Annotated in this window: 19 protein-coding genes; 10 read left to right on the forward strand and 9 right to left on the reverse strand. The window is 61.5% G+C overall.

Features of this window, described 5'->3' with window-relative positions; all coding sequences use genetic code 11:
• The first annotated feature begins 45 nt into the window (after positions 1-45).
• Both HZ994_16795 and HZ994_16800 read left to right on the forward strand, forming a co-directional pair.
• Positions 46-1,167 carry a prepilin peptidase gene (locus HZ994_16795; GenBank protein QTN33900.1) on the forward strand — a complete coding sequence of 374 codons (1,122 nt, stop codon included), beginning with the start codon at positions 46-48 and terminating at the stop codon, positions 1,165-1,167.
• 1 nt (position 1,168) lies between these two features.
• On the forward strand, positions 1,169-2,323 hold the full coding sequence (locus HZ994_16800; protein QTN33901.1) for a cytochrome P450: 1,155 nt from the start codon (positions 1,169-1,171) through the stop codon (positions 2,321-2,323).
• 1 nt (position 2,324) lies between these two features.
• On the opposite strand, the gene HZ994_16805 is transcribed toward HZ994_16800, so the two are convergent.
• Both HZ994_16805 and HZ994_16810 read right to left on the reverse strand, forming a co-directional pair.
• Positions 2,325-4,082 (reverse strand): sulfatase-like hydrolase/transferase, encoded by a 1,758-nt coding sequence (locus tag HZ994_16805; GenBank protein ID QTN33902.1) that lies wholly within the window; start codon positions 4,080-4,082, stop codon positions 2,325-2,327.
• Between the two features lie 20 nt (positions 4,083-4,102).
• Entirely contained in the window at positions 4,103-5,653 is a 1,551-nt protein-coding gene (locus HZ994_16810) for a sulfatase (protein ID QTN33903.1), read from the reverse strand.
• Positions 5,654-5,831: 178 nt separating this feature from the next.
• On the opposite strand from HZ994_16810, the gene HZ994_16815 reads away from it, so the two are divergent.
• From HZ994_16815 to glgP, 7 genes are all read left to right on the forward strand, one after another.
• Positions 5,832-6,656, forward strand: a complete 825-nt coding sequence (locus HZ994_16815) for a hypothetical protein (protein QTN33904.1) — start codon at positions 5,832-5,834, stop codon at positions 6,654-6,656.
• A gap of 35 nt (positions 6,657-6,691) precedes the next feature.
• Positions 6,692-7,522 carry an NAD(P)-dependent oxidoreductase gene (locus HZ994_16820; protein QTN33905.1) on the forward strand — a complete coding sequence of 277 codons (831 nt, stop codon included), beginning with the start codon at positions 6,692-6,694 and terminating at the stop codon, positions 7,520-7,522.
• 31 nt (positions 7,523-7,553) lie between these two features.
• Positions 7,554-8,234: a hypothetical protein gene (locus HZ994_16825; GenBank protein QTN33906.1), complete on the forward strand. Its 681-nt coding sequence runs from the start codon at positions 7,554-7,556 to the stop codon at positions 8,232-8,234.
• Between the two features lie 191 nt (positions 8,235-8,425).
• Positions 8,426-10,039 (forward strand): L-aspartate oxidase, encoded by a 1,614-nt coding sequence (gene nadB / locus HZ994_16830; protein QTN33907.1) that lies wholly within the window; start codon positions 8,426-8,428, stop codon positions 10,037-10,039.
• A gap of 75 nt (positions 10,040-10,114) precedes the next feature.
• Complete coding sequence (locus HZ994_16835; protein ID QTN34431.1) at positions 10,115-10,840, forward strand: spermidine synthase; 726 nt, start codon at positions 10,115-10,117, stop codon at positions 10,838-10,840.
• Between the two features lie 51 nt (positions 10,841-10,891).
• Positions 10,892-12,082: a trans-2-enoyl-CoA reductase family protein gene (locus HZ994_16840; protein QTN33908.1), complete on the forward strand. Its 1,191-nt coding sequence runs from the start codon at positions 10,892-10,894 to the stop codon at positions 12,080-12,082.
• Positions 12,083-12,169: 87 nt separating this feature from the next.
• A complete protein-coding gene (glgP, locus tag HZ994_16845; protein ID QTN33909.1) occupies positions 12,170-13,834 on the forward strand; it encodes an alpha-glucan family phosphorylase in 1,665 nt (554 codons plus the stop codon).
• A 12-nt stretch (positions 13,835-13,846) separates the two neighbouring features.
• Here the strand turns inward: glgP and pgsA are convergent, their stop codons facing one another.
• Complete coding sequence (gene pgsA / locus HZ994_16850) at positions 13,847-14,437, reverse strand: CDP-diacylglycerol--glycerol-3-phosphate 3-phosphatidyltransferase (protein QTN33910.1); 591 nt, start codon at positions 14,435-14,437, stop codon at positions 13,847-13,849.
• A gap of 101 nt (positions 14,438-14,538) precedes the next feature.
• Here pgsA and gnd point away from each other — a divergent pair, with 101 nt between their 5' ends.
• Entirely contained in the window at positions 14,539-15,957 is a 1,419-nt protein-coding gene (gene gnd, locus HZ994_16855; protein ID QTN33911.1) for a decarboxylating NADP(+)-dependent phosphogluconate dehydrogenase, read from the forward strand.
• Positions 15,958-15,966: 9 nt separating this feature from the next.
• On the opposite strand, the gene HZ994_16860 is transcribed toward gnd, so the two are convergent.
• The 6 genes from HZ994_16860 to HZ994_16885 form a co-directional block, all read right to left on the reverse strand.
• On the reverse strand, positions 15,967-16,569 hold the full coding sequence (locus tag HZ994_16860) for a sigma-70 family RNA polymerase sigma factor (protein ID QTN33912.1): 603 nt from the start codon (positions 16,567-16,569) through the stop codon (positions 15,967-15,969).
• 123 nt (positions 16,570-16,692) lie between these two features.
• Complete coding sequence (locus HZ994_16865; GenBank protein ID QTN33913.1) at positions 16,693-17,706, reverse strand: DUF1460 domain-containing protein; 1,014 nt, start codon at positions 17,704-17,706, stop codon at positions 16,693-16,695.
• A 116-nt stretch (positions 17,707-17,822) separates the two neighbouring features.
• Positions 17,823-19,541 carry a right-handed parallel beta-helix repeat-containing protein gene (locus tag HZ994_16870; GenBank protein ID QTN33914.1) on the reverse strand — a complete coding sequence of 573 codons (1,719 nt, stop codon included), beginning with the start codon at positions 19,539-19,541 and terminating at the stop codon, positions 17,823-17,825.
• A 69-nt stretch (positions 19,542-19,610) separates the two neighbouring features.
• A complete protein-coding gene (locus HZ994_16875) occupies positions 19,611-21,179 on the reverse strand; it encodes an arylsulfatase (protein QTN33915.1) in 1,569 nt (522 codons plus the stop codon).
• Positions 21,180-21,225: 46 nt separating this feature from the next.
• Positions 21,226-23,058 (reverse strand): right-handed parallel beta-helix repeat-containing protein, encoded by a 1,833-nt coding sequence (locus HZ994_16880; GenBank protein ID QTN33916.1) that lies wholly within the window; start codon positions 23,056-23,058, stop codon positions 21,226-21,228.
• Between the two features lie 113 nt (positions 23,059-23,171).
• The gene (locus HZ994_16885; protein ID QTN33917.1) at positions 23,172-23,903 is read right to left on the reverse strand and encodes a DUF1559 domain-containing protein; all 732 of its coding nucleotides are present in this window, start codon (positions 23,901-23,903) and stop codon (positions 23,172-23,174) included.
• Positions 23,904-23,979 lie beyond the last annotated feature (76 nt).

The following is a 23,979-nucleotide window of genomic DNA, read 5'->3' on the forward strand; positions in this document are numbered from 1 at the left end:
AAATCAATCCGAAAGGACTGACCCCAATCCCGAAAGGTGGCGCTCATGCCTCTGATCTATCCGCCCTTTGAGCATTGGGTCTGGCTGATCCCTGCCTTCATGATCGGGGCCTGCATCGGCTCTTTCCTCAACGTCGTGATCTACCGGGTGCCGCTGGGCATGTCGGTGAACAAGCCGAACCGCTCCTTCTGCCCGCTGTGCAAGAACCAGCTCAGTATGTTGCAGAACATGCCGATCGTGAGCTGGCTTTTCCTGAGGGGAAAATGCGCCCACTGTTCTGCGCCGATTCCCTTCCGTTACATCGCCGTCGAGATCGTCACCGCCGCGCTATTCGCCCTCGTCTGGTGGATGTTTCCGCCGCAGGTTTCCGTTTTCCTATGGGTGCTGATGGCCTTGCTGGTTGCGATCACATGGATCGATGCCGAGCACCTCATCATCCCGACGAATTTCACATGGGCGGGCTCGGTGGTCGGCCTGGCCGCATGTGCCGTATGGCCCACGTTGCCGGTGATGGCTGGCTACGATCCAGGTGTCTGGTGGCAGGGGCTGATGAACGGCGGCATAGGCTGGGTGGTCGGATTCTGCGGCCTATGGTTGGTGGTGGAGCTGGGGAAAAAAGCGTTCGGGAAAAAGGCGATGAAGTTCGACAAGGAGGTCGAGTGGTCATTGCGCGAGCCGGAGGGCGATGACGATCCGATGTGCTTTGTGATCGATGGTGAGGCGGTGCCGTGGTGGGATATTTTTTCGAGGAAAACAGACCGGCTCGTGGTCGATGCCACCGAGGTCGTCCTGGATGGAGAGGAAACAGGGGGAGGCGAACTGGTCATTCGGGAAACGGGAATTGAGCTGGCGGACGGAAGAACCTTCGAGCTGGAGAAAATGGTTTCCCTCAGCGGCAGGGCGCGCGGCGCCGTGATCCCCCGTGAGGCGATGGGCGGCGGCGATCCCCACCTGCTCGGGATGATCGGCGCATTTTTCGGCTGGACCGGGGTGTTCTTCGCGTTGTTTTCCGCATCGCTTTTTGCGCTCATCGCCGCGCTGATCGGGCGGATCGGCTTCGGCAAGCCGCTACCCTTCGGCCCATTCCTTGCACTGGGTGCGGTGACATGGATGTTCGGCGGCTGGAAGCTGTGGCAGTGGTATATGGAATTCGTGGGATTCCTTTGAAATGAGCGGATCCTTGGAAAACGATGATGTATTCCGCGAGCGGCGCGAAAGGGCGGCTGTCTGCCCCGGGCGTTTCCAAGGGGAAACGCTCCCCATGATCCTACGGCATGGCGATGTGATGGCGGCGGCGAAGGATTGGGAAACTTTCAGCTCCGATGTGCCGTTCCGGGTGCCTATCCCGTCCGAGGAAAATGTCAGGAAAGTGCGGCAGCTTCCCATCGAGACAAATCCGCCGGTGCATACGGAATACCGCGCCATCGTGGAGCCGTTTTTCAAGAAGCCGGGCAAGCCGGATTTCGTGGCGAAGATCAGTTCGCTCGTTGGTAACATGGTGGCAGGAGCGCTTGCAGGGGATGGGATTGAGGCGGTAGGTGATTTCGCCGTCCCATTGCAATCACGAGCCTTGGCTTATCTGTTAGGGCTGCCGCAATCCGAGGCGGAGGAATGGATAGGGTGGGGGACGCATGTGTTCCGCGATGTGCTCGAAGGGGAATCCGATGGTACGGCGGTGGATGCCTACATCGCCAGGCGCCTCGATCTCGCGGCGCAGGATTCATCGGGCGATGATTTTTTCTCCGCCCTGGCCAAGGCGGAATTCCGTGGCAGGAAGCTCACCCGCGAGGAGATGGCAGGCTTCGGGAACCTCACTTTTGCAGGCGGTAGGGACACCGTGATCCACAGCATCACCTCGGTGCTAGCCCACATGGCGGAGCATCCCGGGAAACTCGATTTTCTCCACGCCGATCCGAAGCGGATCGCGCTGGCCGGTGAGGAATTTTTCCGCATCGTTTCCCCCCTGACCCACATCGGCCGCGTCTGCCCGGTGGAGACGGATGTGCACGGGATGAGAGTCCCCGCAGACGGGCGTGTCTCGCTTTGCTGGGCCTCCGCAAACCGCGATGCGGAAGTCTTCGCCGCTCCCAACGAAGTCCGCCTCGACCGCAAGCCGAACCCGCACATCGCCTTCGGAGCCGGTGCCCACTTCTGCCTCGGTGCCGCCCATGCGCGGCTGATTATGCGCGAGCTTCTGCGGCATCTTTCCACATCCGTGAAAAGCATCACAATCACCGGAGCGGTTCCAAATACGGATGCGGCGGAGGATTACAGCCGCAACATCGGATACGAGCGGCTTGAGGTGCGGATGGAGGCGCGGTGATTCACTCCATCAAGGTCAATGTCACGCGCCGGACTTCCATCACGGATTTTCCCGGCATCTCCATGGCGGAAAGGATGAGGTCGCCATCACCCGCCGCTAGTATGATCTCGCCGAGATTCAGGGTTTTGAAATCCTTCATCTGGGATTCCATGGGATGCCGTGGCACGGTGTCCTGATCCGTTTTGACCGGCGGATCCCAGGCCGGCTCCACCTTTCCTGTTAGGCTTGCGTCCTTGAACGACAAGCGGATGGTCGAACCGGCATCCCCAGGAGGGCAGGTGTAGTCGATGGACACCCGGTATCTTCCGGCGGTGTGGACATCTGCGGGCCATGTCATCTTTCCTTCCGTGGAAGTCCAGTTGATGAAATAGGAGCAGTTTGGGGCGGCTCCGCTGCGTTTGATCCCGCCGGAGGGAATCCCATCCCGGGCGGGGAGCATGGTGATGGGGAATTCCCGGTGGCCGATGGGGATGGGGCGGGCATCGAGATCGCCGCGTGTTGTGATGCGGTCTTGGAAAACCTCTTCCTTCCATCTGAGCGCAGCTTGGGAGAGTTCTGCGGCGAGTTGTGGTTCCTCTTTGTTTAGCACCGTCGTTTGGCCGGGATCGGTGGTCATGTTGAACAGGTTTCCCTGCGCATCCAGGCGATGTGCTTGCGTCCGGACGGAGACCTTCTGCGGCCATGCTGAAAATATTTTCCGCTCAGGCCATTCGACCCCCGCACCGGTGAGCAGGGGTGTGAGGTCGCGGCCATCCAGCGGCTTGTCTCCGACGCGCTGAATTCCCGCGAATCCGGTCAGCGTCGGCAGGAGGTCGATGGCGCCGGCGATCGGCATGATGGATTTCCCGCTCCGGATCTTTCCCGGAAACCTCATGTAACATACGGATTTCACGCTGCCCTCGTCGGTGCCGCCCTTCGTTCCCTTGAGGCCGCCGGTCCAGCGGTTTCCATTGGGGCCGTTGTCGGAGAAGTAGATGACGATGGTGTTTTCCGAGAGCTTCAGTTCATCGAGCTTCCTGAGCACGCGCCCGACATTCCAATCCTGGTTTTCCATCATCGCATAGGCGCAGCGGGTCTCGTCGATGTTCTGGCGCTTCGCGTTCGTGCCGGTCTGGGTGATGGGCATGTCCTTGAATTTCTCCCAATATCCTTTTGGTGCAGCCCATGGAGAGTGTGGGGTGGTGAAAGGGATGTAGCAGAAAAACGGGCCGTCCTTTTTCCGCTCGATGAAGGAGATCGCCTTGTCCGTGCAGACATCGACGATGTAGCCCTCGGTCTTCACCATCCTGCCATTATCCTCCAGCGGCGCATCGAAATACTCGCCCCAGTGGCCGGATGTGTGGCCGAAGTATTCGTCGAAACCACGCCCGCACGGGTGGTAGGGAAACTGGGAGCCGTTGTGCCATTTCCCGAACGCACCGGTGGCATAGCCTGCGGCCTTGAAGGCATCGGCGATGGTTTTCTCGTCTAGGTTCAGGCGTTCATGGCCGGTCGAGACCCCGGATACGCCGGTGCGCGGATAGTAGCGTCCGGTTAGGAATTCCGCGCGGGTCGGCGCGCAGAGGGGGCAAACGAAGAAGTTTTCCAGCGATGCGCCTTCCTTAGCGATGGAGTCGATGTGGGGGGTGGATAACTGGGTGTTGCCGGAGTGCGAGTAGTCGCCCCAACCTGCATCGTCCGCGAGGAATATCACGATGTTCGGCTTCTCAGCCCATGCTGTTGGGGCGAGGAGCGATAGGATGGGAAAAAGAAGTTTCATGGTTCTGAAAATGGGAAATGTCAGTCCAGCGGTTCCTTCTCGTAATCGGATGGCTTCACCCAGCCTGTGGGCAGTTTCTCTCCCTTGATGAAGCGCTCGTAGAAGCCGGGGTAGGAGGTCGGCTTGTAGTTGTCGAAGATGTCGCCTTTACCGAACATGCGGGGATCGGCCTGTTGCTTCAGTTCCGCTACCATGATATTCTGCAGGATCACACGCATCATTCCCAATTTCGGATCTTCTGCCAGGTTCGTGACGCAATCGGGATCTTCTTTCAGGTCGTAGAGTTCCTCGCCGGGGCGCTTTCCGAAGTTGAGCTGCCAGAACCTGTCATTCCTATCTACACGCCCGAGTTCGAGGATCAGGGACTTGGTGGGCGAGGCATCGGTGTCAAGATAGCCCGTCTCCGGATTCCCGGCGGGCCAGCGGTTTGGCTCGTAGTTTTTCAGGAAAAGGAAGCCGTCGCGGATGATGCCGCGGATCGGGTAGCCCTGGTCGTGGGGGCGACCGACATCGGTGCGCTCCTTGCCGATGAGGGTGTGGTCGCGCCCGGCGATGATTTGTCCGGAGGCTTCGCTTTCGAGTATGGGGCGCAGGCTTTTCCCGGTGATGGCGGCCATGCCGGAGTCCGCTTCAGGGATGCCCGCCAGATCCAGGATGGTCGGGGCGATGTCGGTGAAATCCACGAAATCGGTGATGACCCGATCCGCCTTTGCGATCCCGGCAGGCCAGCGGATGGCAAGCGGGATGTGGTTTGCGTGTTCGTAGGCGTATCCCTTCACGCGTGGGAAAGGCATCCCGTGGTCGCTGGTGACGATCACGATGGTGTTGTCTAACAAACCGCGTTTTTCAAGTTCCGCGAGCATCCTTCCGAGGTGGCTGTCCATGTGCTCGACCTCGTGGGCGTAGTCGAGCATGTCGGTGCGGACGGTCTCGTTGTCCGGCCAGTAGCCCGGGACGCGGTCGATGTCCGAAAGCTGTTTCCCGCCCTTTTTGATGCCCGCCCCGAACTCGTAACCCCGGTGCGGCTCAAGCGATCCGTACCAGAAGCACCATGGCTTGCCATCGGCGTTGTCATCTAGGAAGTCGGTGAAATTCGCCGCGTAATCCGTGGGGATGATCCCGCTTGCAGCGGGCTTGGCGCGGCGCTTGTTGTATGGCTTGCCGGTCATGAGGCGTGGCTTGCCGTCCGCGTCCTTCGCTTCGCCCGGCCCCCAGCCCTTGCCGGTGATCCCGACATGCCATCCGGTTTCCGTCAGCACCTCCGGCCACGATTTGAACTTCAGGGGGAAATACGCATTGTGGTTCCCCGCCTCCTCAAGCTGCCATGGGTGGCGGCCGGTGATGACCACGGCACGGGAAGGGGCGCACTTCGCGAGGGGGGTGTATGCATTCTGGAAAAGGACACCCTCCTTGGCGACACGGTCGAAAGCCGGGGTTTTCACCCACTTCGTCCCGTAAGCCCCGGCGTGAAGCCCCCAGTCATCGGCGATCGCGAAGAGTATGTTCGGCTTCCCGTGGGAAGCGATGATGCAGAGAAGCCACGATATGAGGGTGAGTGTTGGGGTTTTCATGGATGTTGCGCTGATACCGGTCAGTGTTCCCGCTAGGCTATCCGCTGTTTTCCGATGATGGAACCCCGAAAGCGGGATCTGTGTTTCCGGCGTGCGGGATGACCTGAAGCGATGGATGTTCCCTTGGGTTGACATTTGGCGATTGCGGATGGGGCAGGCTGGTGCCATTTTTCCAGCCATGAGTATGCGTATCGGATTGATCCTGATGGCTTTGTCTTCCGGGCTTTGTTTCGGCCAGGAGGATGATATCAAGGGAAATGTCCCGGAGGATCTGCTCGAAGACGAGCATGTGAGGGCGGAGCTGGGCGTGAACGAGTTCACCGCGCCGTCGATCTCGAAGCTCTTCGACACCCTACAGTTCCTGATGCCCCTGCCGCTCATTGAGATGGAGCGGAAAATGGGTGACCGCATGCCGCTGGACCGGGCGGACCTGGCCATCGAGCTGGGTTTCCTGATCGCGGACGGTTTCCTGATCGTGCAGGCAGGCCAGATGGACAAGGTGGAGCAGATGGCAACGGATCTGACCCGCTATGGCAAGGCGCTCGGAGCCGGCGACAGGATCAACCGCCATGCCGCGGCCCTGTTGGAAAGCGCGAAGGAACAAAACGTGGAGCAGCTGAAAAAGGAGCTGTCCTCGACGCAGAAGGATGTGGAGATCGAGCTTGTCACCCTGCGGGATGCGGATCTTGCGCACCTGATCTCGCTGGGTGGATGGATTCGCGCACTTGAGGTTTCCACCGTGGCGGTGGACAAGCAATTCTCCCCCGAACGGGCGGAAAAAATCATGCGGGAGGACATTGCGGACTATTACACGGAGATTGTCGCCGGGCTGGAGCCGCGAATCTCCGAGCGGCCGAACTACCTAGAGATCCGGGATCTTCTTGCCGGCCTCCGCCACGAGATGGTGATCCCGCAGGGCGAAAAGGCGACGCCGGAAAAGGTGAAGGAAATCCGCGAGCAGGCGGCAAATCTGGTGAAGCTGGCGCTCCAGAGGCAGGAGTGAAAATGCGTAACGATAAATTCTGAGCTCTTAGGATCATGGAGAAGGTGGCTGTATTGGGATTGGGCATTGTTGGCTCGCGGGTTCGCGGGAGGTTGCTGGAGGCGGGATATCCGGTGGCTTGCTGGAGCCGGACCCGGCGCGGGCTGGAGGGGGAGAAGGATTCCCCGGAGCAGGCCGTGGCGGATGCCGGGCTGGTTTCCATCTATCTCAAGGACGTGCCCATGGTGCGCGAGGTTTTCGCAAGGGCGAAGGCGGGTTTGAAAAAGGGTGCGCTGGTGATGAACCATTCGACCATAGACCTGCCTACCACGCTCTGGCTCGCCGAGCAATGCGCCGCGAAGGGCTGCGATTTCATCGATGCGCCGTTCACCGGCAGCAAGGACGCCTCCGCCGCAGGGCAGTTGCTCTACTACACCGGCGGGGATGAGGAGCTGGTCGAAAAGGTTTCGGACTTTCTCGCCGTGAGCTCGAAAGGCCGCATCCACTGCGGTGAGATCGGCGCTGCGACGGTGACGAAGCTTGGCACGAACCTGATCTCCGCCTGCACGGTGCAGGCGATGAGCGAGGCGCTGGCCATCGCGGTGCGGCACGGGGTGAACCCTGCGGTCTTCACCGAGGCGGCGATCCGGAACGGCTCCGGCTCGCCATTGATGGCCATGAAATATCCAGGGATGCTGGCGGGTGACTTCGAGCCCCATTTCACGATGGCGAACATGTGGAAGGACAGCCTCTACGCGCTCGCGCTGGCGGAATCGGCGGGGGTGGATTTGCCCGCCATGTCCGCTGTTTCCACCCGTATGGGGGAGATGTGCGGGAGTGGTTCTGCGGATCTCGATTTCTCGGCGCTGGTGAAGGCTTACGAGTGAACCTAAAGCACGGATTGCACGGAAAACACGGATGGAAGATTTTGGACTGTACCCGTGCGTGCTGCGGTTTTCCGGGCCGGATGCTGTTAGGTTCCTGAACGGCCAGGTGACGCAGGATGTCCGGAAGGTGATGGGGAGCGGGCTGGTCCTGCCGAGTTGCGTGACGGATGCCAAGGGGAAGCTCCAGTTCCGGGTCTGGATCGCGGAGGGGAAGGAGGCGGGATCGGTGCTGGTTTTCTGCCACCGGGGCGCGGCGGAGGATCTGGAGGCGCGGCTGACGAGGTATCTCATCGCCGATGATGTGGAGGTGCGGGATCTCAGCGGGGAGCTTGCGGCCGCGGATTTCGGTTTTCATGGAACGGATGAGCGCGAGCGGATCGAGCAGGGGATTCCGAAATGGGGGGCGGAGCTGAGGGAAGGGATGCTGCCGCCCGAGGCCGGGCTGGATGCGACGGATATCTCCTACAACAAGGGCTGCTATATCGGCCAGGAGGTGATTTCCCGGATCAAGTCCGCCGGGAAAGTGAACCGGCGGCTGGTGAAGCTGGCCTTCGGTGGCGAAGGGAAAACCGGGGAGATCGTGGATGCGGTAGGGAAGGTTTGTGGGGAGGTGACGAGTGTTGCCGGAGAGATCGGCCTGGGTTTCCTGAAACGCGGGGCGGACGGGGAAGGGTTATCTGTTGGGGGTGTCGGTGTTTTTCTCCGCCTGTGATGGATGGCCACAAAAGGCGCGAGAATCGCAGAATTTCTCCCGGGGTGGTTTTCAACGGCAGGTTGCCGGCATTTTGCTTTTCGTGTTCTTCGTGGCTTTTGTAGCCGGCTCCTTACGCAACCACGGAACCCGCCCATGATGCGAAACTTTCCGCTTTCCCCTTCGCCAACCCGCTCCATGCTTACCCGCACATGACTTCTGATTTCCTTGTGGTCGGGGCGGGAATCGCCGGGCTTTCCTTTGCATTGCGCGCGGCGAAACACGGAAAGGTGGTCGTCCTGACAAAAGGCAAGGCCGAGGAGTCCAACACCGCATGGGCGCAGGGCGGGATCGCCTCGGTGCTTCCCGAAAGCCTGAGGGCGGAGGGCGATTCCGTGGAGAGCCACATCGCCGACACTCTCGATGCCGGGGCGGGGCTATGCCATGAGGAGGTTGTCCGCCGCATCGTCGAGGAGGGTGATGATACCATCGCGGATCTTCTGGGTTACGGGGTCGAGTTCGATAAGGAAGGCGATCATTTCATGCTTGGGAAAGAGGGAGGGCACAGCCATCGCCGCATTCTCCATGCCCGCGACACCACCGGGCGCGAGGTCGCGCGGGCGATGCTGAAGGCGGCGCGTGCGGAGCCGAATATCACCTTGCTGGAGAACCATTTCGCCATCGACCTGATCACCTCCGCAAAGCTCGATGTGGTCTCAAACGACCGTGTCCTCGGCGCCTACGTGCTGGTTCGGGAAACGGGCGAGGTGGAGGTTTTCCGCTCGGATCGGGTGGTGCTGGCGGCTGGCGGCTGCGGGAAAGTCTATCTCTACACCACCAACCCCGACTCCGCGACCGGCGATGGAGTCGCGCTCGGCTGGCGGGCGGGTGCGACGATGGCGAACATGGAGTTCATCCAGTTCCACCCAACCTGCTTCTACAACCCCGCCGCCACCGGGCCGGAGGCGCGTTCTTTCCTTGTTAGCGAGGCGGTGCGGGGCGAGGGCGGGATACTGAGAAATGCGAAGGGTGAGGATTTCACGAAGCGGATCGACCCGCGCGGATCGCTGGCGCCGCGTGACATCGTCGCCCGCGCCATAGACCGGGAGATCAAGAAAACCGGGGCGGCCTGCGTGTATCTCGACGTCACACACAAGCCGCCGGGCTTCATGAAGGAGCATTTTCCCTACATCCATCAGACCTTGCTGAAGTTCGGCGTGGATTGCGAGAAAACGCCCATCCCCGTCGTCCCCGCGGCGCACTACATGTGCGGCGGGCTGAAGACGGATGTCACCGGCAAGACCACGATCCGCGGCCTGTATGCGGTCGGTGAGGTCGGCTGCACCGGCCTGCACGGGGCGAACCGGCTGGCATCGAACTCGCTTTTGGAAGGCAACGTGGTCGGTCGCCTCGCACTGGAGGAAATGATGCGGATCTACCCGCCGGACAAGCCGGTGATGGAGGCGCCGGCCATCCCGGAATGGCATCATGGCGATGTCGCCGAGCCGGACGAGCTCGTCGTCATCTACCACAACTGGGACGAGATCCGCCGCCTGATGTGGGACTACGTTTCCATCGTCCGCACCGACAACCGCCTCCGCCGCGCCGCAGCCCGGTTGCGGAACCTGAAAAAGGAAGTCCGGGAGTTCTACTGGGGGCATCGCGTCAACGCGGACATCCTGGAGCTGCGCAACCTCGTCGCCGTCGCCGGGCTCATCGTGGAGTGCGCCCTACGCCGCAGGGAATCGCGCGGCCTCCATTACACGCTGGATTACCCGGAGACTGAGGATCGCTTCTTGAAAGACACCACCTTGCGGAAATTCTGATGCCGGCAAGGCATTGGCGTTCTTTTCAGACGCCGCTTGCCTCCGAGCCTTGCCGCAGGCGAAGCTGCCGCACTCATGGACAAGCTTTTCGAAGAACTCGACTTCCGCCCTACGCCCATCGGCGACCTGATCCTGCAACGCCGCAAGTACCTCCAGCTCGATGGCGAGACTGTCTATGAGGTGAAACTCGGGGACGCGTTCCTGATGTCGAGCATGTTCCATGAGGTGGAAGAGGAACTGTCGAGGCTTGGGCTGGCGGCGCTCGAAGGGGAGGGCTGGGACGTGGTGGTCGGCGGGCTCGGGCTGGGCTACACGGCGGTGGCTGCCCTGGAATTCCCACAGGTGAAGGAGATGCTGGTGGTGGATGCGATGGAGGGAGTGATAGACTGGCATGAGCGCGGGCTGGTGCCGCTCGGGAAAACGATGAATCAGGATCCACGCTGCCGCTACGTGCTCGGGGATTTCTTCGCCATGGCGGCAGCTCCGGAAGGCGGATTCGATCCCGGTCAGCCGGGGCGGAAATTCCACGCCGTGCTTCTGGACATAGACCACTCGCCCAGAAACCTGCTCTCGGAACAGAACGCCGCCTTCTACACGCCTGATGGCCTTCGGAAACTCGCGGAGCAACTCCATCCCGGCGGGGTCTTCGCACTGTGGTCGGACGATGCGCCGGATGCCCTCTTCATAGCGGATCTGCAGGGCGTTTTCCATGCGGTCTCCACACATATCGTGAAATTCCCCAACCCCCTGCGGGAGACCGTCTCCGAAAGCACCGTCTATGTTGCCGCGCTCGGTGCCTGAAAGCGGGCATTTGCTATTGCGCGGGGCAGTGGGACGGGTAGCTTGTTGGCCATGATCGTTTCTCCAAAAATCCGAGGGTTCATTTGTACGACAGCTCATCCGGAGGGATGCGCAAAGCATGTCGAGGAGCAAATCGCCGTCGTCGAGGGGCGTGGCGAGATCGTCGGCGGCCCCAAAAAGGTGCTCGTGATCGGCTCTTCAACCGGCTACGGGCTGTCCTCGCGCATCGCTGCGGCATTCGGCTCGAAAGCCGCTACCGTCGGGGTCTTTTTCGAAAGGCCTGGCACCGAGGACAAGACCGCCACGGCCGGCTGGTACAACACCGTGGCCTTCGAGCGGGAGGCGAACGCCGCCGGCCTCTATGCGAGGTCGTTCAACGGCGATGCATTCTCCGACGAGGTCAAGCAGGAGGTCATCGCGGCGATCAAGGAGGATCTCGGCCAGGTGGATCTCGTCGTATACAGCCTTGCCTCCCCGCGCCGGACGGATCCGAAAACCGGCGAAGTCTACAAATCCGTCCTCAAGCCCATCGGCGAGACCTACACGAACAAGACGCTCAACACCACCACCGGCTCGGTGGACGAGGTGACCATCGCACCCGCCGAGGGCGATGATGTGGCGCAGACGGTGGCGGTGATGGGCGGGGAGGATTGGGAAATGTGGATCGATGCGATGCTCAAGGCCGGCGTGCTCGCGGAGGATGCGCAGACCGTCGCCTACTCCTACATCGGCCCGGAGATGACCTGGCCCATCTACAAGAACGGCACGATAGGCAAGGCCAAGGAGGATGTGGAAAGGGCTCAGGCCGCGCTTGATGCGAAGCTCGCTCCCATCTCCGGCAAGGCATGGGTCTCGGTGAACAAGGCTCTCGTCACCCAGGCCAGCTCCGCCATTCCGGTCGTGCCGCTCTACATTTCCCTGCTCTACAAGGCGATGAAAGCCGCAGGCAATCATGAGGACACCATCGAGCAGATGGATCGCCTGCTGCGCGAAAGGCTCTACAACGGCAAACCCCAGCCCGACGAGGCGGGTCGCATCCGCATCGACGACTGGGAGATGTCCCAGGAGATCCAATCCATTGTCGGTGAGCGCTGGAACAATGTCGATACCGCGAATCTCAATGAACTGGCGGATTTCGAGGGCTACCAGTCCGGTTTCCTCAGGCTCTTCGGATTCGGCCTGGAAGGCGTGGATTACGCTGCCGAGACCGATACATCGGTTGGCGTGCCATCGCTTTCCTGAAAGTTGGTATGGAATCCGCATTGCGTCGGCGGGGAGGGGATTTCCAACCCGCCGCTTCCCGCAGAAAACGTTCTTTTTAGACCCGTCATGTCAGCCGCTTCGTTCCTTCCCGCTCCCTTCGCCCATAATTACCAGATCGCCCCGCAGTTCTCAAAGAGCGCGGTGTATTTCTCCTGTGAGTTTGCCATCGACCAGAGCTTCAAGATCTATTCCGGGGGGCTTGGCTTCCTGGCCGGATCCCACATGCGTTCTGCCGCAGACCTGAAGCAGAACCTCACCGGCATCGGTATCCTCTGGAGCTACGGTTACTACAATCAGGTGCGCGGCGAGGATGGGGAAATGGCGGTCCAGTTCCGTAGGAAAACATACTCCTTCCTCCAGGACACCGGCATCCGCTACACGGTGGATGTCCACGGCCATCCTGTCTGGGTGAAAGCACTTTTCCTCCCCGGAGACATTTTCGGCACCGTCCCGATGTTTTTCCTCACAACGGACATCGACGAGAACGACGAGCTCTCCCGCGCCATCACCCACCGCCTCTACGACAACGACCCGCTCCGCCGCATCGCACAATACATCATCCTCGGCGCGGGCGGCGCCAAGCTGCTCGATGAGCTGGGTGTCGATCCCGAGGTCTGGCACCTCAACGAGGCGCACGGGCTTTCCGCCGCATTCCACCTCTACAGGAAACACGGTAGCCTCGATGAGGTGAAGAGGCGGCTCGTCTTCACCACCCACACCCCGGAAGAGGCGGGGAATGAGAAAACCGATTTCAACCTCCTCCAGAACTTCACCTTTTTCAGCGGCATCCCGGAGGACGAGGTGCGGGAGATCACCGGCATCGAAGGCAATGTCTTCAACCACTCCCTCGCCGCCCTGCGCATGGCGCGGAAGGCGAACGGCGTCTCGAAACTCCACGGCGAGGTCTCGCGCCACATGTGGGAGAACGAGGAGGATATCTGCGAAATCACCCACATCACCAATGCCCAGAACGGGAAATACTGGACGGATCACGGAATGCAGAACGCGCTCCGCGAAAACAGCACCGCCACCCTCCGCAGCCGCAAGCGCGAACTCAAGGAGCGCCTCTTCCGTGTCGTCGCCGACCAGACCGGCAAGCTCTTCGACCCCGATGTCCTGACCATCGTCTGGGCCCGCCGCTTCGCTGGCTACAAGCGCCCCGATCTCATCACCAGGGACATCCGCCTTTTCCGGGAAATCCTCAACAGCAACGACCACCCCGTCCAGCTCATCTGGGCCGGAAAACCCTACCCCTTCGATTACTCGGCCATCGAAACCTTCGACGCGCTCATCCGCCTCACGAAAAACTACCCCAACGCCACGGTGCTCACCGGCTACGAGCTGGAGCTTTCGCGTTTCCTGAAAAACGGCTCGGACCTCTGGCTGAACAACCCTGTCGTCACCCGCGAGGCCTCCGGCACCTCCGGCATGACCGCCGCCATGAACGGCTCCGTCAATTTCTCCACCTACGATGGCTGGATCTGCGAGTTCGCGGAGGACGGGAAAAACAGCTTCATCATCCCCTCGCCCGATCCCCACCTCAGCCCCGAGGAACGCGACCGGCAGGACATGCTGGGTTTCTACTCGAAGCTCAGGGAGGAGATACTCCCCTTGTACTACGAGAAACCCGGGGCATGGGACGCCATCGCCATGCAATCCATGAAAGACGTCACGCCGTTCTTCGATTCCGACCGAATGGCGGCGGAATACTACGGGCTGATGTACACATGATTCGGCGCAGCCTCACCCGCGCAGCAAATACCGCGAGGACCAGACGTAGTTCCAGCCGGAGATGACCGTCAGCGCAACGGCGAGGAACAGGCTGCCCGGCATCAGCCAACCGCCCTGCTCCATGGGCTTCGTTAGAAAATGGAAAACGGAGAGCCAGCGTGGGATGGAATCCATCGTTTCCAAGGTCAGCCATACCATTCCGGAAATGAGATAGGTGAGCTGGAAGCCTGTCTTCCATTTCCCCAGATTGTCCGCCGCAAGCACCTGCCCGGCCTCGATGGCGATCTGCCGCAGCCCCGTGACGAGGAACTCCCGGCCTATGATAAGCGCCGTGATCCACACCGGGCACAGCCCCTTCGCCGTCAGGAAAACGAAGGCGGAGCAGACCAGGATCTTGTCCGCGAGGGGGTCGAGCAGTTTCCCCAGCGGTGTGACGAGATTCATTTTCCGCGCCAGCCAGCCATCCACGAAATCGCTCACCGCCGCGATGATGAACAGCGCCAGCGCCGTGAAATGCCCCCAGGTGCTCTCCCTTGCCACGAAGACGATGAATCCCGCCGTCAGGAAAAGGCGGGATACGGTGATCGCATTCGGGAGGTTCACGCACCCAATGTGTGGAATCGGCGGACAAAAGGCAACAAGGGGTTGCACTCATGCCCCCGTTTCCCTACATCCGCGTGCCGGAACACATCCGGACCATTATCATGAGCAACAGCGACTTTGGACTAATCGGACTGGCCGTCATGGGCCAGAATCTTGTTTTGAACGTGGAATCCCGGGGCTTCAAGGTCTCCGTCTACAACCGCACCACCAGCGCGATGGAGGAATTCGTCGCCAGGCACCCCGACAAAAAAATCTTCGGCGAGGAAACGTTGGAGGGCTTCGTCAACTCCCTCGCATCCCCGCGCAAGATCATGATCATGGTCAAGGCCGGCGGTCCGGTGGATGCGGTCATCGAGTCCCTCATCCCGCTCCTCGACAAGGGCGACATCATCATCGACGGAGGAAACTCCCTCTACACCGACACCGAGCGCCGCGACAAATGGCTGGGCGATCTCGGCTTCCGCTTCATCGGCGCCGGCGTCTCCGGCGGTGAGGAAGGCGCCCGCAAAGGGCCCTCCATCATGCCCGGCGGCCCTGTCTCCACCTGGGATGTGATGAAGCCGATCTTCGAAAGCATCTCCGCCAAGGTCGATGGGGAACCCTGCGTGACCCACATCGGCACCGGCGGCGCGGGTCACTACGTGAAGATGATCCACAACGGCATCGAGTACGGAGACATGCAGCTCATCTGTGAGGCCTACAACATCTTCAAGGCCGCCGGGTTCACCCCGGCCGAGCTTGCGACCGTCTTCACCGATTGGAACAACGGCGATCTCGAAAGCTACCTGATCCAGATCACCTCGAAAATCTTCGAACAGAACGACCCGGAAACCGGAGCCGCCTTGGTCGACAAGATCCTCGACACCGCAGGCCAGAAAGGCACCGGCAAGTGGACGCTCATCAACGCCGTGGAAAACGCGGTGGTCATCTCCACGATCAACGCCGCCGTCGAAGCCCGCATCCTTTCCTCGATGAAGGACAAGCGCGTCGCCGCCAGCACCATCCTCACCGGACCCAGGGCGGAGATCACCGCCGACAAGGCGGAGCTGGTGAAGAAGGTCCACGATGCGCTCTTCGCCTCTAAGATCATCTCCTACGCACAGGGGCTCGATCTCATCGCCGCCATGGGCGAGGAAAAGGGCTGGGGGCTGGATCTCGGCAAGATCGCCGCCATCTGGCGCGGCGGCTGCATCATCCGCGCACGCTTCCTCAACGACATCACCGATGCCTACCGGACCGATCCGAAGCTCAGCAACCTGATGCTCGCCCCCTTCTTCACGAAGCTCCTCACCGAGTTCCAGCAGAACTGGCGTGAGGTGGTCTCCATCGCTTCCCTCGCAGGCATCCCCATCCCCGCCTTCAGCGCATCGCTCGGCTACTACGACAGCTACCGCAGCGCCGTGCTTCCCGCGAACCTCCTGCAGGCGCAGCGCGACTTCTTCGGCGCGCACACCTACGAGCGCACCGACAAGCCGCGCGGCGAATTCTTCCACACCGACTGGCCAGAGGTCATCGGGTGATCCGGCGGATCAATCCTCCAGATACTTCGCGAGGGTTTCCCGGAGGGTTGTCCTCGCCCGGAAAAGCAGGCTCTTAACCGAGGGGACCGAGGTGTTCAGCACTTCGGCGATCTCCTCGTAGGCCAGCTTGTCGTAACGGCGCAGGACAACGGCGAGGCGCTGGTTCTCGGGCAGCGATGCGATTGCGGCATCGATGGCATCGCGCAGCTCGCGGTCCAGCAGGGAGGCATCCGGCTGGGCGGATTCGTTGTCCGGGTGCTGCAGGTGCTGCTCGTCCTCGCGCGCGTCCGTCGAGACCGTTTTCTTGCGGGAGCGGCGGCGGGTCTCATTGTAAACCAGGTTGCGGACGATGGTGTAGAGGTAGGTGGTGAACTTGTTGTCCGGTTTGTAGCGTTTCGCATGCTTCCAGACGCGGATGAAGACCTGCTGGGCGATGTCCTCGGAGTCCGTGGTGTTGCCCAGCATCTTGGTGACGGTTCCGACGATGGCGTCCTGATGCCTCTCGACGAGCTGGCGGAACGCCCTTTCATCGCCTCCGGCGATCCGCTCCATCAACCCATGGTCGATGGCGGCTTCGCGGTCTTCGGGTGCTGTTGTCTTGGTTTCCTCCATCGTTGGGAAAAAGGGCGATGTTCCGCAAAGGATCATGTCGGGATCAAACCCCGGCGATGGCATTCGGTTGCGGAAATTTGGCAATGGCTGTTGGAAGTCCGACTCCGTGATGACGTTCCCCATTCATCTGCCGGCCACATTTTTCATCCATAGGGCTGAGCGGGGGATGTCGAAGGGGCGGCAGACGACAATGCCCGCGTGCTTGGATGAGCCATGGATGTAATCCGAGATGGGCCGGTCGATGATGGTCATCCTTCCCTTGTCCCTGTCCGAGGTGGCATGGGTGAAATAGGCGCGCCCCTTGAGGCGGACGATGAGGCCGACGTGCGAGGTGTAGCCGTATTTCCAGTTCGTCGTGATCGCGCAGATATCGCCGTTCCGGAGGTAGTTCTCCGCCGTGCGCACCTTGTCCCTCGGGATGTGGTGGACGGGGAGCCTTGAAACCTGCGCCTCGATGCTGGCCATTTTCGGGAGCAGCGAGGGGTCGTTCCTCAGGTAGCGGTAGCTTTTCCACTCCACGGTCATCTCGCGGATCTCGCGCCGCAGAGGCACCGCACCGGGGATGCGGGAGGTGATGTTCATGGCGTAGCCCCTGCGCTGGTTGTCGTGGAACACCTCCTCCAGATGGTGCATGCGGGAAAGGTAGTTCCCGGTGCAGCGCCCGTCGCGGTAGCGCTCGATCTCCACCATGTGGAGCATGTCGGCCTTACTTAGAAATTTCGGCTTGTAGGCGAGCATCCGCGCGATCGCCAGGGCGTTCTCATAGTATGTCCAGCAGTCCATGCCCACAATGTTGACGATGGGGGACTCGATCCTGTCATCGGCCTCCAGCGTGTAGTTCACATAGGGTGCGCCGATCATTTCCCGGGCGATGCGGACGGTGCGGTCCCCGATGGGGAGTTTCCTCCAGCCCTCACGCTCCGCCTTGGCGACGATGGCCATGAACTTTGGCTCCCCCTTGAAAACGGTGCCCATGGGCAGGCGGGGAGGGGAGGCCGCTGGCACGGGCGCCTGCTGGCCGGGGGACTGCACCTGGATGCGGGCGCTTCCGGAAAACGCGATGGAATCCGGTGGCTGGGAAACGCAGCCGGCCAGTCCGAGGGCGGCGGCGGACAGGGTGCACAGGGGGATTTTCATTCCCAATCCCTATACCGGATGGCTGGCCGCCGGAAGACAAACTTCCGCATCCCACAGACTTCGGCCTGGCGCTGCGGAAGGAAGGCGATCCGAAGCCCTGCACCGCATCATATCGTTCAGGGATCGCAGTTTTGCAGAAGTATGGCCCCGGGCGCCTTGCCATCGCTTCCGGCGACTTGTCCCGGAGGGGCTTTCGGCAGGATGTTGCCCTCGATGGTCAGATCCGAGGTCGAGGTGACTCGGATGAGCGGCCAGGGGCAGTCCTCGATGCGGTTGCCGAGGATCGAGATGTTTCGGCGTGCGCCTGCCGGCAGCGGGCGGCCGTTCCCACCGGGGGCGAGGATCTGGATCGGGGTTTGCAGGCTGCCCCTGATGGTGTTCCCCCTCACGGTGAGGTTGCTGGAGATCCCGCCCTCCATCCACCAGAATTCCGGGGAAACCAGAACCGCGGCCATCCTGCTTCCGATGATGCGGTTGCCGGTGATCTCGCCATCGCTGGCCTTGATGAGGATTCCGCGCGAGCGGTTGTGCCCGAAGTCACAGTCCTTGATGGCGAAGCCGCTGCCCAAGCGCAGCGGGTTGCAAACCGCCGAGGCATCCGGCAGGACGACCTCGCGATCCAGCGTGAGGGTGTAGAATTTCGCTTTTGCGGAAAGCAGCCGCTCCCGGGTTCTCTCGTCCATCCGGAGGCTTTCAACCTTGGCCCGTTCGACGTCCGTGAGCGGATTCGGATCCAGCTCGACGCGCGTCGCGACGGCATCGGGCGGGCGCGGGCCGTGATGCGGCAGGAACTCGACGGGGTCTCCCGCCTTCAGCCTCGGTTTGTCGAGGACGGCAATGCGCAGCTGCCTGCCCTTGCTGCTGCAAACGTAATGATAGCCGCCGTTGATGTTCACGCAGTCGTCTCCCTGGTATTTCGCCGTGCAGGAGATGATCGCGGGGCCTTTGGCGGCGTCCTTGCTGTGGAAGGCGTCGGCGTTGAGCGAACGCATCCGCGGCAGGGCGCGCTTGGCTGGATCATCCGAGGCGGGGCGCCTATCTATGGTGCAGCGGATGTAGCGGGAGGCGTGGCAGTCCTTCTCGAGAAACCCGAAACAGGGCGAGGCATATAGCCTGATGTCCTCGAACCGCGTGTGCCTGGAAGATTCGATCACAAACGCATGCGTGGGTCCCGGTGTGCCGTGGTTGTTGTTCGTCACAAGGATGTCACCCACCCGTTCGGTGTCAGCGAGGGGATCGAAGCGGTAGTTTCCTGTTTTCTTGACCCGGTAGCGGCGCTCGCCGAGCGGCTGGATTTCCTGATCCCAGCGGGCATCGCCCCTGCGGAGCTCGCCGGTCGCGGCGTCGTAGATCTCGATGCGTTCCTCAAGTTCGTTTTCCGGGTAGCCCCCGGCGATCTCGAAATCGATCCAGCTCTTGTCCGGGGCGATGGCGATGATTTTCCCCTGGGTGAAAGGCAAAGGGTCGTAATCCACCGCAAGGCCACGGATGGTGAGGTTCGAGCAGTTCTCGATCGTCACGGCTCGGATGGTGGAGGTGCAGATCATCTCGACGTCGTCCGCGATGATCTCCACATCCCGCAGATCCTTGAGGTGGAGATGGTTGCCGCGCTGCGCCTTCACGTGGTAGCGGCCCGGGGGGATGACGATGCGTTTTTTTCCGGCGGCGAGTTCCGCATCGATGAGTGCGCGGAGATCCGCCGATTGCCCGGCCGGCACGGTTGCCGGGAGTTCTTCGGTGGCTTCGCGGCATCCCGCCAGAGCGATCGCCATGGCGGCCATCGCCCATGCCACGTGGCGGGAAAATGCGATGTGATTGGATTCGGGAAACTTCAAAATGGTTGTTTACGATGTGTCGCAGCGACAAAGGGGGCAAGGCCGGTTTGGCGGGTGAGGCCTTACACATCAGCGTTTGTCAGCGGGGCCATGCCCTTCCGCGACGATTTCCCCGAGCAAGCGCTTCATATCGCGGACCCGTCCGGGATGATCCGGGGCGACGTTCTTGGATTCGCTAGGGTCGTCGGAGAGGTTCACGAGAAATGGCTCCCGGGCCTCATCAGGCATCGGTGTGCGGTTGGATTTGTCGGCGTCGCTGAAGCTGGGGCGTGCGCCACCCTCGGTGATCAGCTTCCACGGACCCTGCCGGATGGCGAGGGGGACTTTGCCGGCAACCCCGCCGACATGTGCCACAAATGTTTCGCGCCCCGGTTTGTCGTGGGGCTGTCCCAGAAGTGCGGGCAGGACATTGCAGCTGTCGATCGCAGCGCCCGGTGGGATTACCTGTCCCGTGAGCGCCGCCAGCGATGCGGTCAGATCCAATAGCGTGACCAACTCGTCACAGGTGCTGCCCGCGGGGATGTGCCCCGGCCAGCGAGCGATCATCGGCACGCGGTGGCCGCCTTCGAACAGGCTGCCCTTGTAGCCGCGCAGGGTGCCGTTGCACGGATGTTCGAAATCACCCACATCCTCGTAGCCGTCGTCCATGATGCCGCCGTTGTCGCTGCTGAAAATGACCAGGGTCTTGTCCGCAAGACCGAGCCGCTCCAGGTTCGCCAGCAGTTCGCCCACGGCTTCGTCGAGCTCGACGATGGCGTCGCCGCGCGTGCCGCATTGGCTCTTGCCGAGGTGGCGTGGATGCGGCACGCGGGGCACATGGATGTTGTGGGTGGCGAAATAGAGGAAGAACGGCCGGGTTTTCTCACGTTCGATGAATTCCAAGGCCTTTTTGGTGAACGTGTCGGACATGTCCTCGTCTTTCCAGAGCGCGCTCTTGCCGCCCGTCATCCAGCCGATGCGGCCGACGCCGTTGACGATGGTCATGTCATGGCCGTGGGTGTGCCTGAGGGTGAGCAATTCGGGGTTTTCCGCGCCCGTCGGTTCCTCGCCGATCTTCTCCTTGTAACTGACCTTGATGGGGTCGGCGGGATCCAGCCCGACGACATGCCGATCCTCGATGAAGACAGTCGGCACCCGGTCGCCGGTGGCAGCCATGATGAAGGAGTAGTCGAAGCCGAGATCCAGGGTGCTGGGCTTGATTTCCCCATTCCAGTCCGGCCCGCCTTCGGTGCCGAGGCCCAGATGCCATTTGCCGACGATGCCGGTCCTGTAGCCGGCTTGCCTGAGCATGCCTGGCAGGGTGAAGGTGCCGGGCTTGATGGTGATGGCCTCGTCGCCGGGTGCGATATGGGCTCCTGGCGGCTGGCGCCAGGAATAGCGCCCCGTGATGAGCGCCCGGCGCGAAGGGGTGCAGCTTGCGGCGGGGGAATGCGCATCGGTGAAACGCCGCCCTTCCTTTGCCAGCCGATCCAGATTCGGGGTTTGCACCAGCTTCGCCCCGTAACAGGAAAGATCGCCATATCCGATGTCGTCGGCCAGGATGACGATGATGTTTGGTGTTGTGGCCGTCTGCGCGGCCAAGCAAGTGACCGACAGGGCCGCAACGAGCGCAGCGGGGATGACTCGGTTGGATTTCATGGGATGGTTCATTTTGGATTTGATCAGGCGCTCCGTGGGTCGCCGGTCAATCCGGGGAAGTTGCGGCAGGCTCCCTGGTGGCAAGCGTCTGCGGAGCCTCCACTTTCACATTGTCGGAATCAGTGATCTCGAACGGCTTCCAGTCGCCTGCATCCGGAGCCGGATAAGCCTTGGTTTTTTCCAGGCGGTTGCCGGTGAAGGTCAGGCCGTCCACCGAATACATGGAAAGCAGGGGGAGCGGGCTGAAAGCGCGGAACAGGTTGTTCTCGATCCGGATGTTGCGGTTGTAGCGGGATGTTTTCCTGAACTCTTCCGCGATGCCGGAGCCGACCTGGATGCAGCCGGTGCCCCAAACGCCGTAGTTGCAGTTGTCGAAGGTGTTGCCGCGGATGACGACGTCGCGCACGCCGGCCTGCTCGAACCAGAAACGCGAGTCGCCTTCGAACAGGATCGCCGCACCCGGGGTGTGGAAGGTGTTTCCCTCGATGACCATCGGGCCGCGCGAACCAAGGAGGATGCCGCGCGCCCGGTTGCCGCGCAGCACGCAGCCCCGGATCAGGACTTCGGCGGTGTTGGCATCGGCATCGGCGACGGAATCCCCGACGGTGACGATTTCGGGCAAGCTGCCTTCGATCTCGACAAGCGTTCGCTGCTTGTTGATGCGCTCGACGGATTTGACCACGGCGAATCCCTCCTCGCGCAGGCTGGGGCCGTCGTTGAGTTCCAGGCGCGTTCCGGCCTTGACGAAATCGATGCCGGCCTGCTGGGGATGGATCAGGGTGATTTCGAAGCGGCTCGGGGAGATGATTTGCGTGATCTTCGCGTAGAGCCCGTGGATGTTCGTGGCATCGTCCTTCTGCTGCTCGAAAAGGCAGTCGACCAGTTCGATCCTGCCCTTGCAGTTCACGAAATGGGTGGCGTCGGCGGTGGTGCTTACGATGCGGCGGTCGCCCGGGGGCGGCGTGACACGCAGTTTCTTCACGAAGAGATCCGCACTCCGCTGGGCGATGACGCCCATGCCGCCGCAATGATGGATCGTGATGTCCGTGAGGCGGATGTCCCTGCTGTCGGAAATGACAAAGCCGGGGACGTCGCGGTTTCTGGGGCTGAACACCAGCACGTCGCCTTGTTTCGCGGAGATGTTAGGGATTCTGAGCCGCACCTGGTTGGGGCCGATTTTCCCGGCGGCGATCCCGTTGCCCACCTCGTAGCGATCCTTCGCCATGAACGCGGTCTCGCGCTTGGCCGGATCGAAGGCGAGCAGGCTGCCGTAGGGATAGAGGACTTCACCGTTGCTGACCGTCGTCGCAGGTCCCTCGGCCTTCCGTCCGCCGGTGAAAACGAGGACGCCGTTGCGGATCTCGTGGGGGAATTCGTCGGAAAACGCCAGATCGACATGCTGCGGGGTTATGTCGAGAACCTTCCCTTCGGAATGGAACGGCCGGATGAAATCCACCGTGAAATTGCTGAGGCTGACGCCGCTCGATTTTTCTAACAGAAACGGCACGGTGTAGCCGTGGAAAACGAAGGTGGATCCGCCGCCGTCGATCTCGACACCCTCCAGTCCCTTGAGGGGAAATGCGATGCGCTTCAGCCCCTCGTCGTTGTTGCTGACGAAAAGATATTCCTCGGTCGCGCGCTCGGGATGGAAATCGTAGCGCCCGGGGGGGAAGGTCAGTTTTTTCGCCTTTCCGCCGCGAAGCTGCTCCAGCGCCGCACGCACGCTGGGCGTGGTGTCGCTGCCGTCGGGCTTCGCGCCGAAGTCCGCGATGCTGAGCACGGCTGCTTCACGCGCACCAAGAGGTGCCAGTGATAGCAGCGCTGCCACGATGATTCGTGCGCCAAGGCGGCAGTGGTTCGGTGATTGGGGAGCTTTCATGTGGATGGGTGCAGTTTTGCGTTTGGGTGGGTGGTCTCCGGAAGACGCGCGAAATGGCGCGGCACCGGGGTATGGATGGTTATGGATGGGCTCGGCGTATCGTCAGGCGCGGGCTACCAGTTCCCTCGGATGAAGTTGCCCGCACCTCCGCGCTTGGGGTCGTTCGCGAATTTCATGTACTCCTCATAGGTCAGCGAGGAGACGTGTCCATCCACCCAGAGGATGTTGCCTCTTCCGTTGTGGCGGGTTGCAAAGGCCGCATTCGCGGTGCGGGAAAATCCGGAGCCGTAGATCGCCTGCCCGAACTGGTTCTGCTTCACGGTATCCTGGACGTAGGGGGTTGACTCGGGGCGTTTCACTGCAGACAGGGAGCGGGGGTTGTTCGGGTTGCCTGGGTTTCCAAGGAACATGTTCGCCGCATAATCGCCGGTGTAGGGCCACGCCGGATGGTACGCTTTGCGGTGTCCGCCGGGACATGCGAAGACGTCAGGTAGGGGGTCCGCCGAAGGATCGTTGAACCTGTTGCTGAGATTCCCCCGTCCCATGTATTGCGCCGCGGCATCATACCAGCACAGCCCGAGGGGATTGTTATCGGTGTCCCTCAGCCATGAGACGTCCAGGCTGCCGTTGGGGAAGCGCCCGTTGTTTTCGGAAATGTAGCCGATCAAGCCGATGCCTATCTGCCTGAGGTTCTGGGCGCAAGTTGCGGATCTTGCCTTCTCGCGGGCATTCCGGGACACCGGGAAAAGGATGGCCGCGAGAATGGCGATGATCGTTATCACGATCAGGACTTCCGTCAGGGTGATGCCCGCCGGCCGCTTGTGTATTCGTGTTGTCGATTTCATTGGGTTTGCTCTGGGGGTGCATTGCACTCACCCCCACCGGATTGGTTTTTATCGCATTTCCATACCGCTGGTTAAA

The sequence above is a fragment of the Akkermansiaceae bacterium genome, from assembly GCA_017798145.1.
In the GTDB taxonomy this organism is placed as follows: domain Bacteria; phylum Verrucomicrobiota; class Verrucomicrobiia; order Verrucomicrobiales; family Akkermansiaceae; genus Luteolibacter.

Excerpts from the sequence above, each read along its gene's own strand:
- HZ994_16795 (QTN33900.1), top strand. The coding sequence starts at position 46 with ATGCCTCTGATCTATCCGCCCTTTGAGCATTGGGTCTGGCTGATCCCT.
- HZ994_16800 (QTN33901.1), top strand. The coding sequence starts at position 1,169 with ATGAGCGGATCCTTGGAAAACGATGATGTATTCCGCGAGCGGCGCGAA.
- HZ994_16805 (QTN33902.1), bottom strand. The coding sequence starts at position 4,082 with ATGAAACTTCTTTTTCCCATCCTATCGCTCCTCGCCCCAACAGCATGG.
- HZ994_16810 (QTN33903.1), bottom strand. The coding sequence starts at position 5,653 with ATGAAAACCCCAACACTCACCCTCATATCGTGGCTTCTCTGCATCATC.
- HZ994_16815 (QTN33904.1), top strand. The coding sequence starts at position 5,832 with ATGAGTATGCGTATCGGATTGATCCTGATGGCTTTGTCTTCCGGGCTT.
- HZ994_16820 (QTN33905.1), top strand. The coding sequence starts at position 6,692 with ATGGAGAAGGTGGCTGTATTGGGATTGGGCATTGTTGGCTCGCGGGTT.
- HZ994_16825 (QTN33906.1), top strand. The coding sequence starts at position 7,554 with ATGGAAGATTTTGGACTGTACCCGTGCGTGCTGCGGTTTTCCGGGCCG.
- nadB (QTN33907.1), top strand. The coding sequence starts at position 8,426 with ATGACTTCTGATTTCCTTGTGGTCGGGGCGGGAATCGCCGGGCTTTCC.
- HZ994_16835 (QTN34431.1), top strand. The coding sequence starts at position 10,115 with ATGGACAAGCTTTTCGAAGAACTCGACTTCCGCCCTACGCCCATCGGC.
- HZ994_16840 (QTN33908.1), top strand. The coding sequence starts at position 10,892 with ATGATCGTTTCTCCAAAAATCCGAGGGTTCATTTGTACGACAGCTCAT.
- glgP (QTN33909.1), top strand. The coding sequence starts at position 12,170 with ATGTCAGCCGCTTCGTTCCTTCCCGCTCCCTTCGCCCATAATTACCAG.
- gnd (QTN33911.1), top strand. The coding sequence starts at position 14,539 with ATGAGCAACAGCGACTTTGGACTAATCGGACTGGCCGTCATGGGCCAG.
- HZ994_16860 (QTN33912.1), bottom strand. The coding sequence starts at position 16,569 with ATGGAGGAAACCAAGACAACAGCACCCGAAGACCGCGAAGCCGCCATC.
- HZ994_16865 (QTN33913.1), bottom strand. The coding sequence starts at position 17,706 with ATGAAAATCCCCCTGTGCACCCTGTCCGCCGCCGCCCTCGGACTGGCC.
- HZ994_16875 (QTN33915.1), bottom strand. The coding sequence starts at position 21,179 with ATGAAATCCAACCGAGTCATCCCCGCTGCGCTCGTTGCGGCCCTGTCG.
- HZ994_16880 (QTN33916.1), bottom strand. The coding sequence starts at position 23,058 with ATGAAAGCTCCCCAATCACCGAACCACTGCCGCCTTGGCGCACGAATC.
- HZ994_16885 (QTN33917.1), bottom strand. The coding sequence starts at position 23,903 with ATGAAATCGACAACACGAATACACAAGCGGCCGGCGGGCATCACCCTG.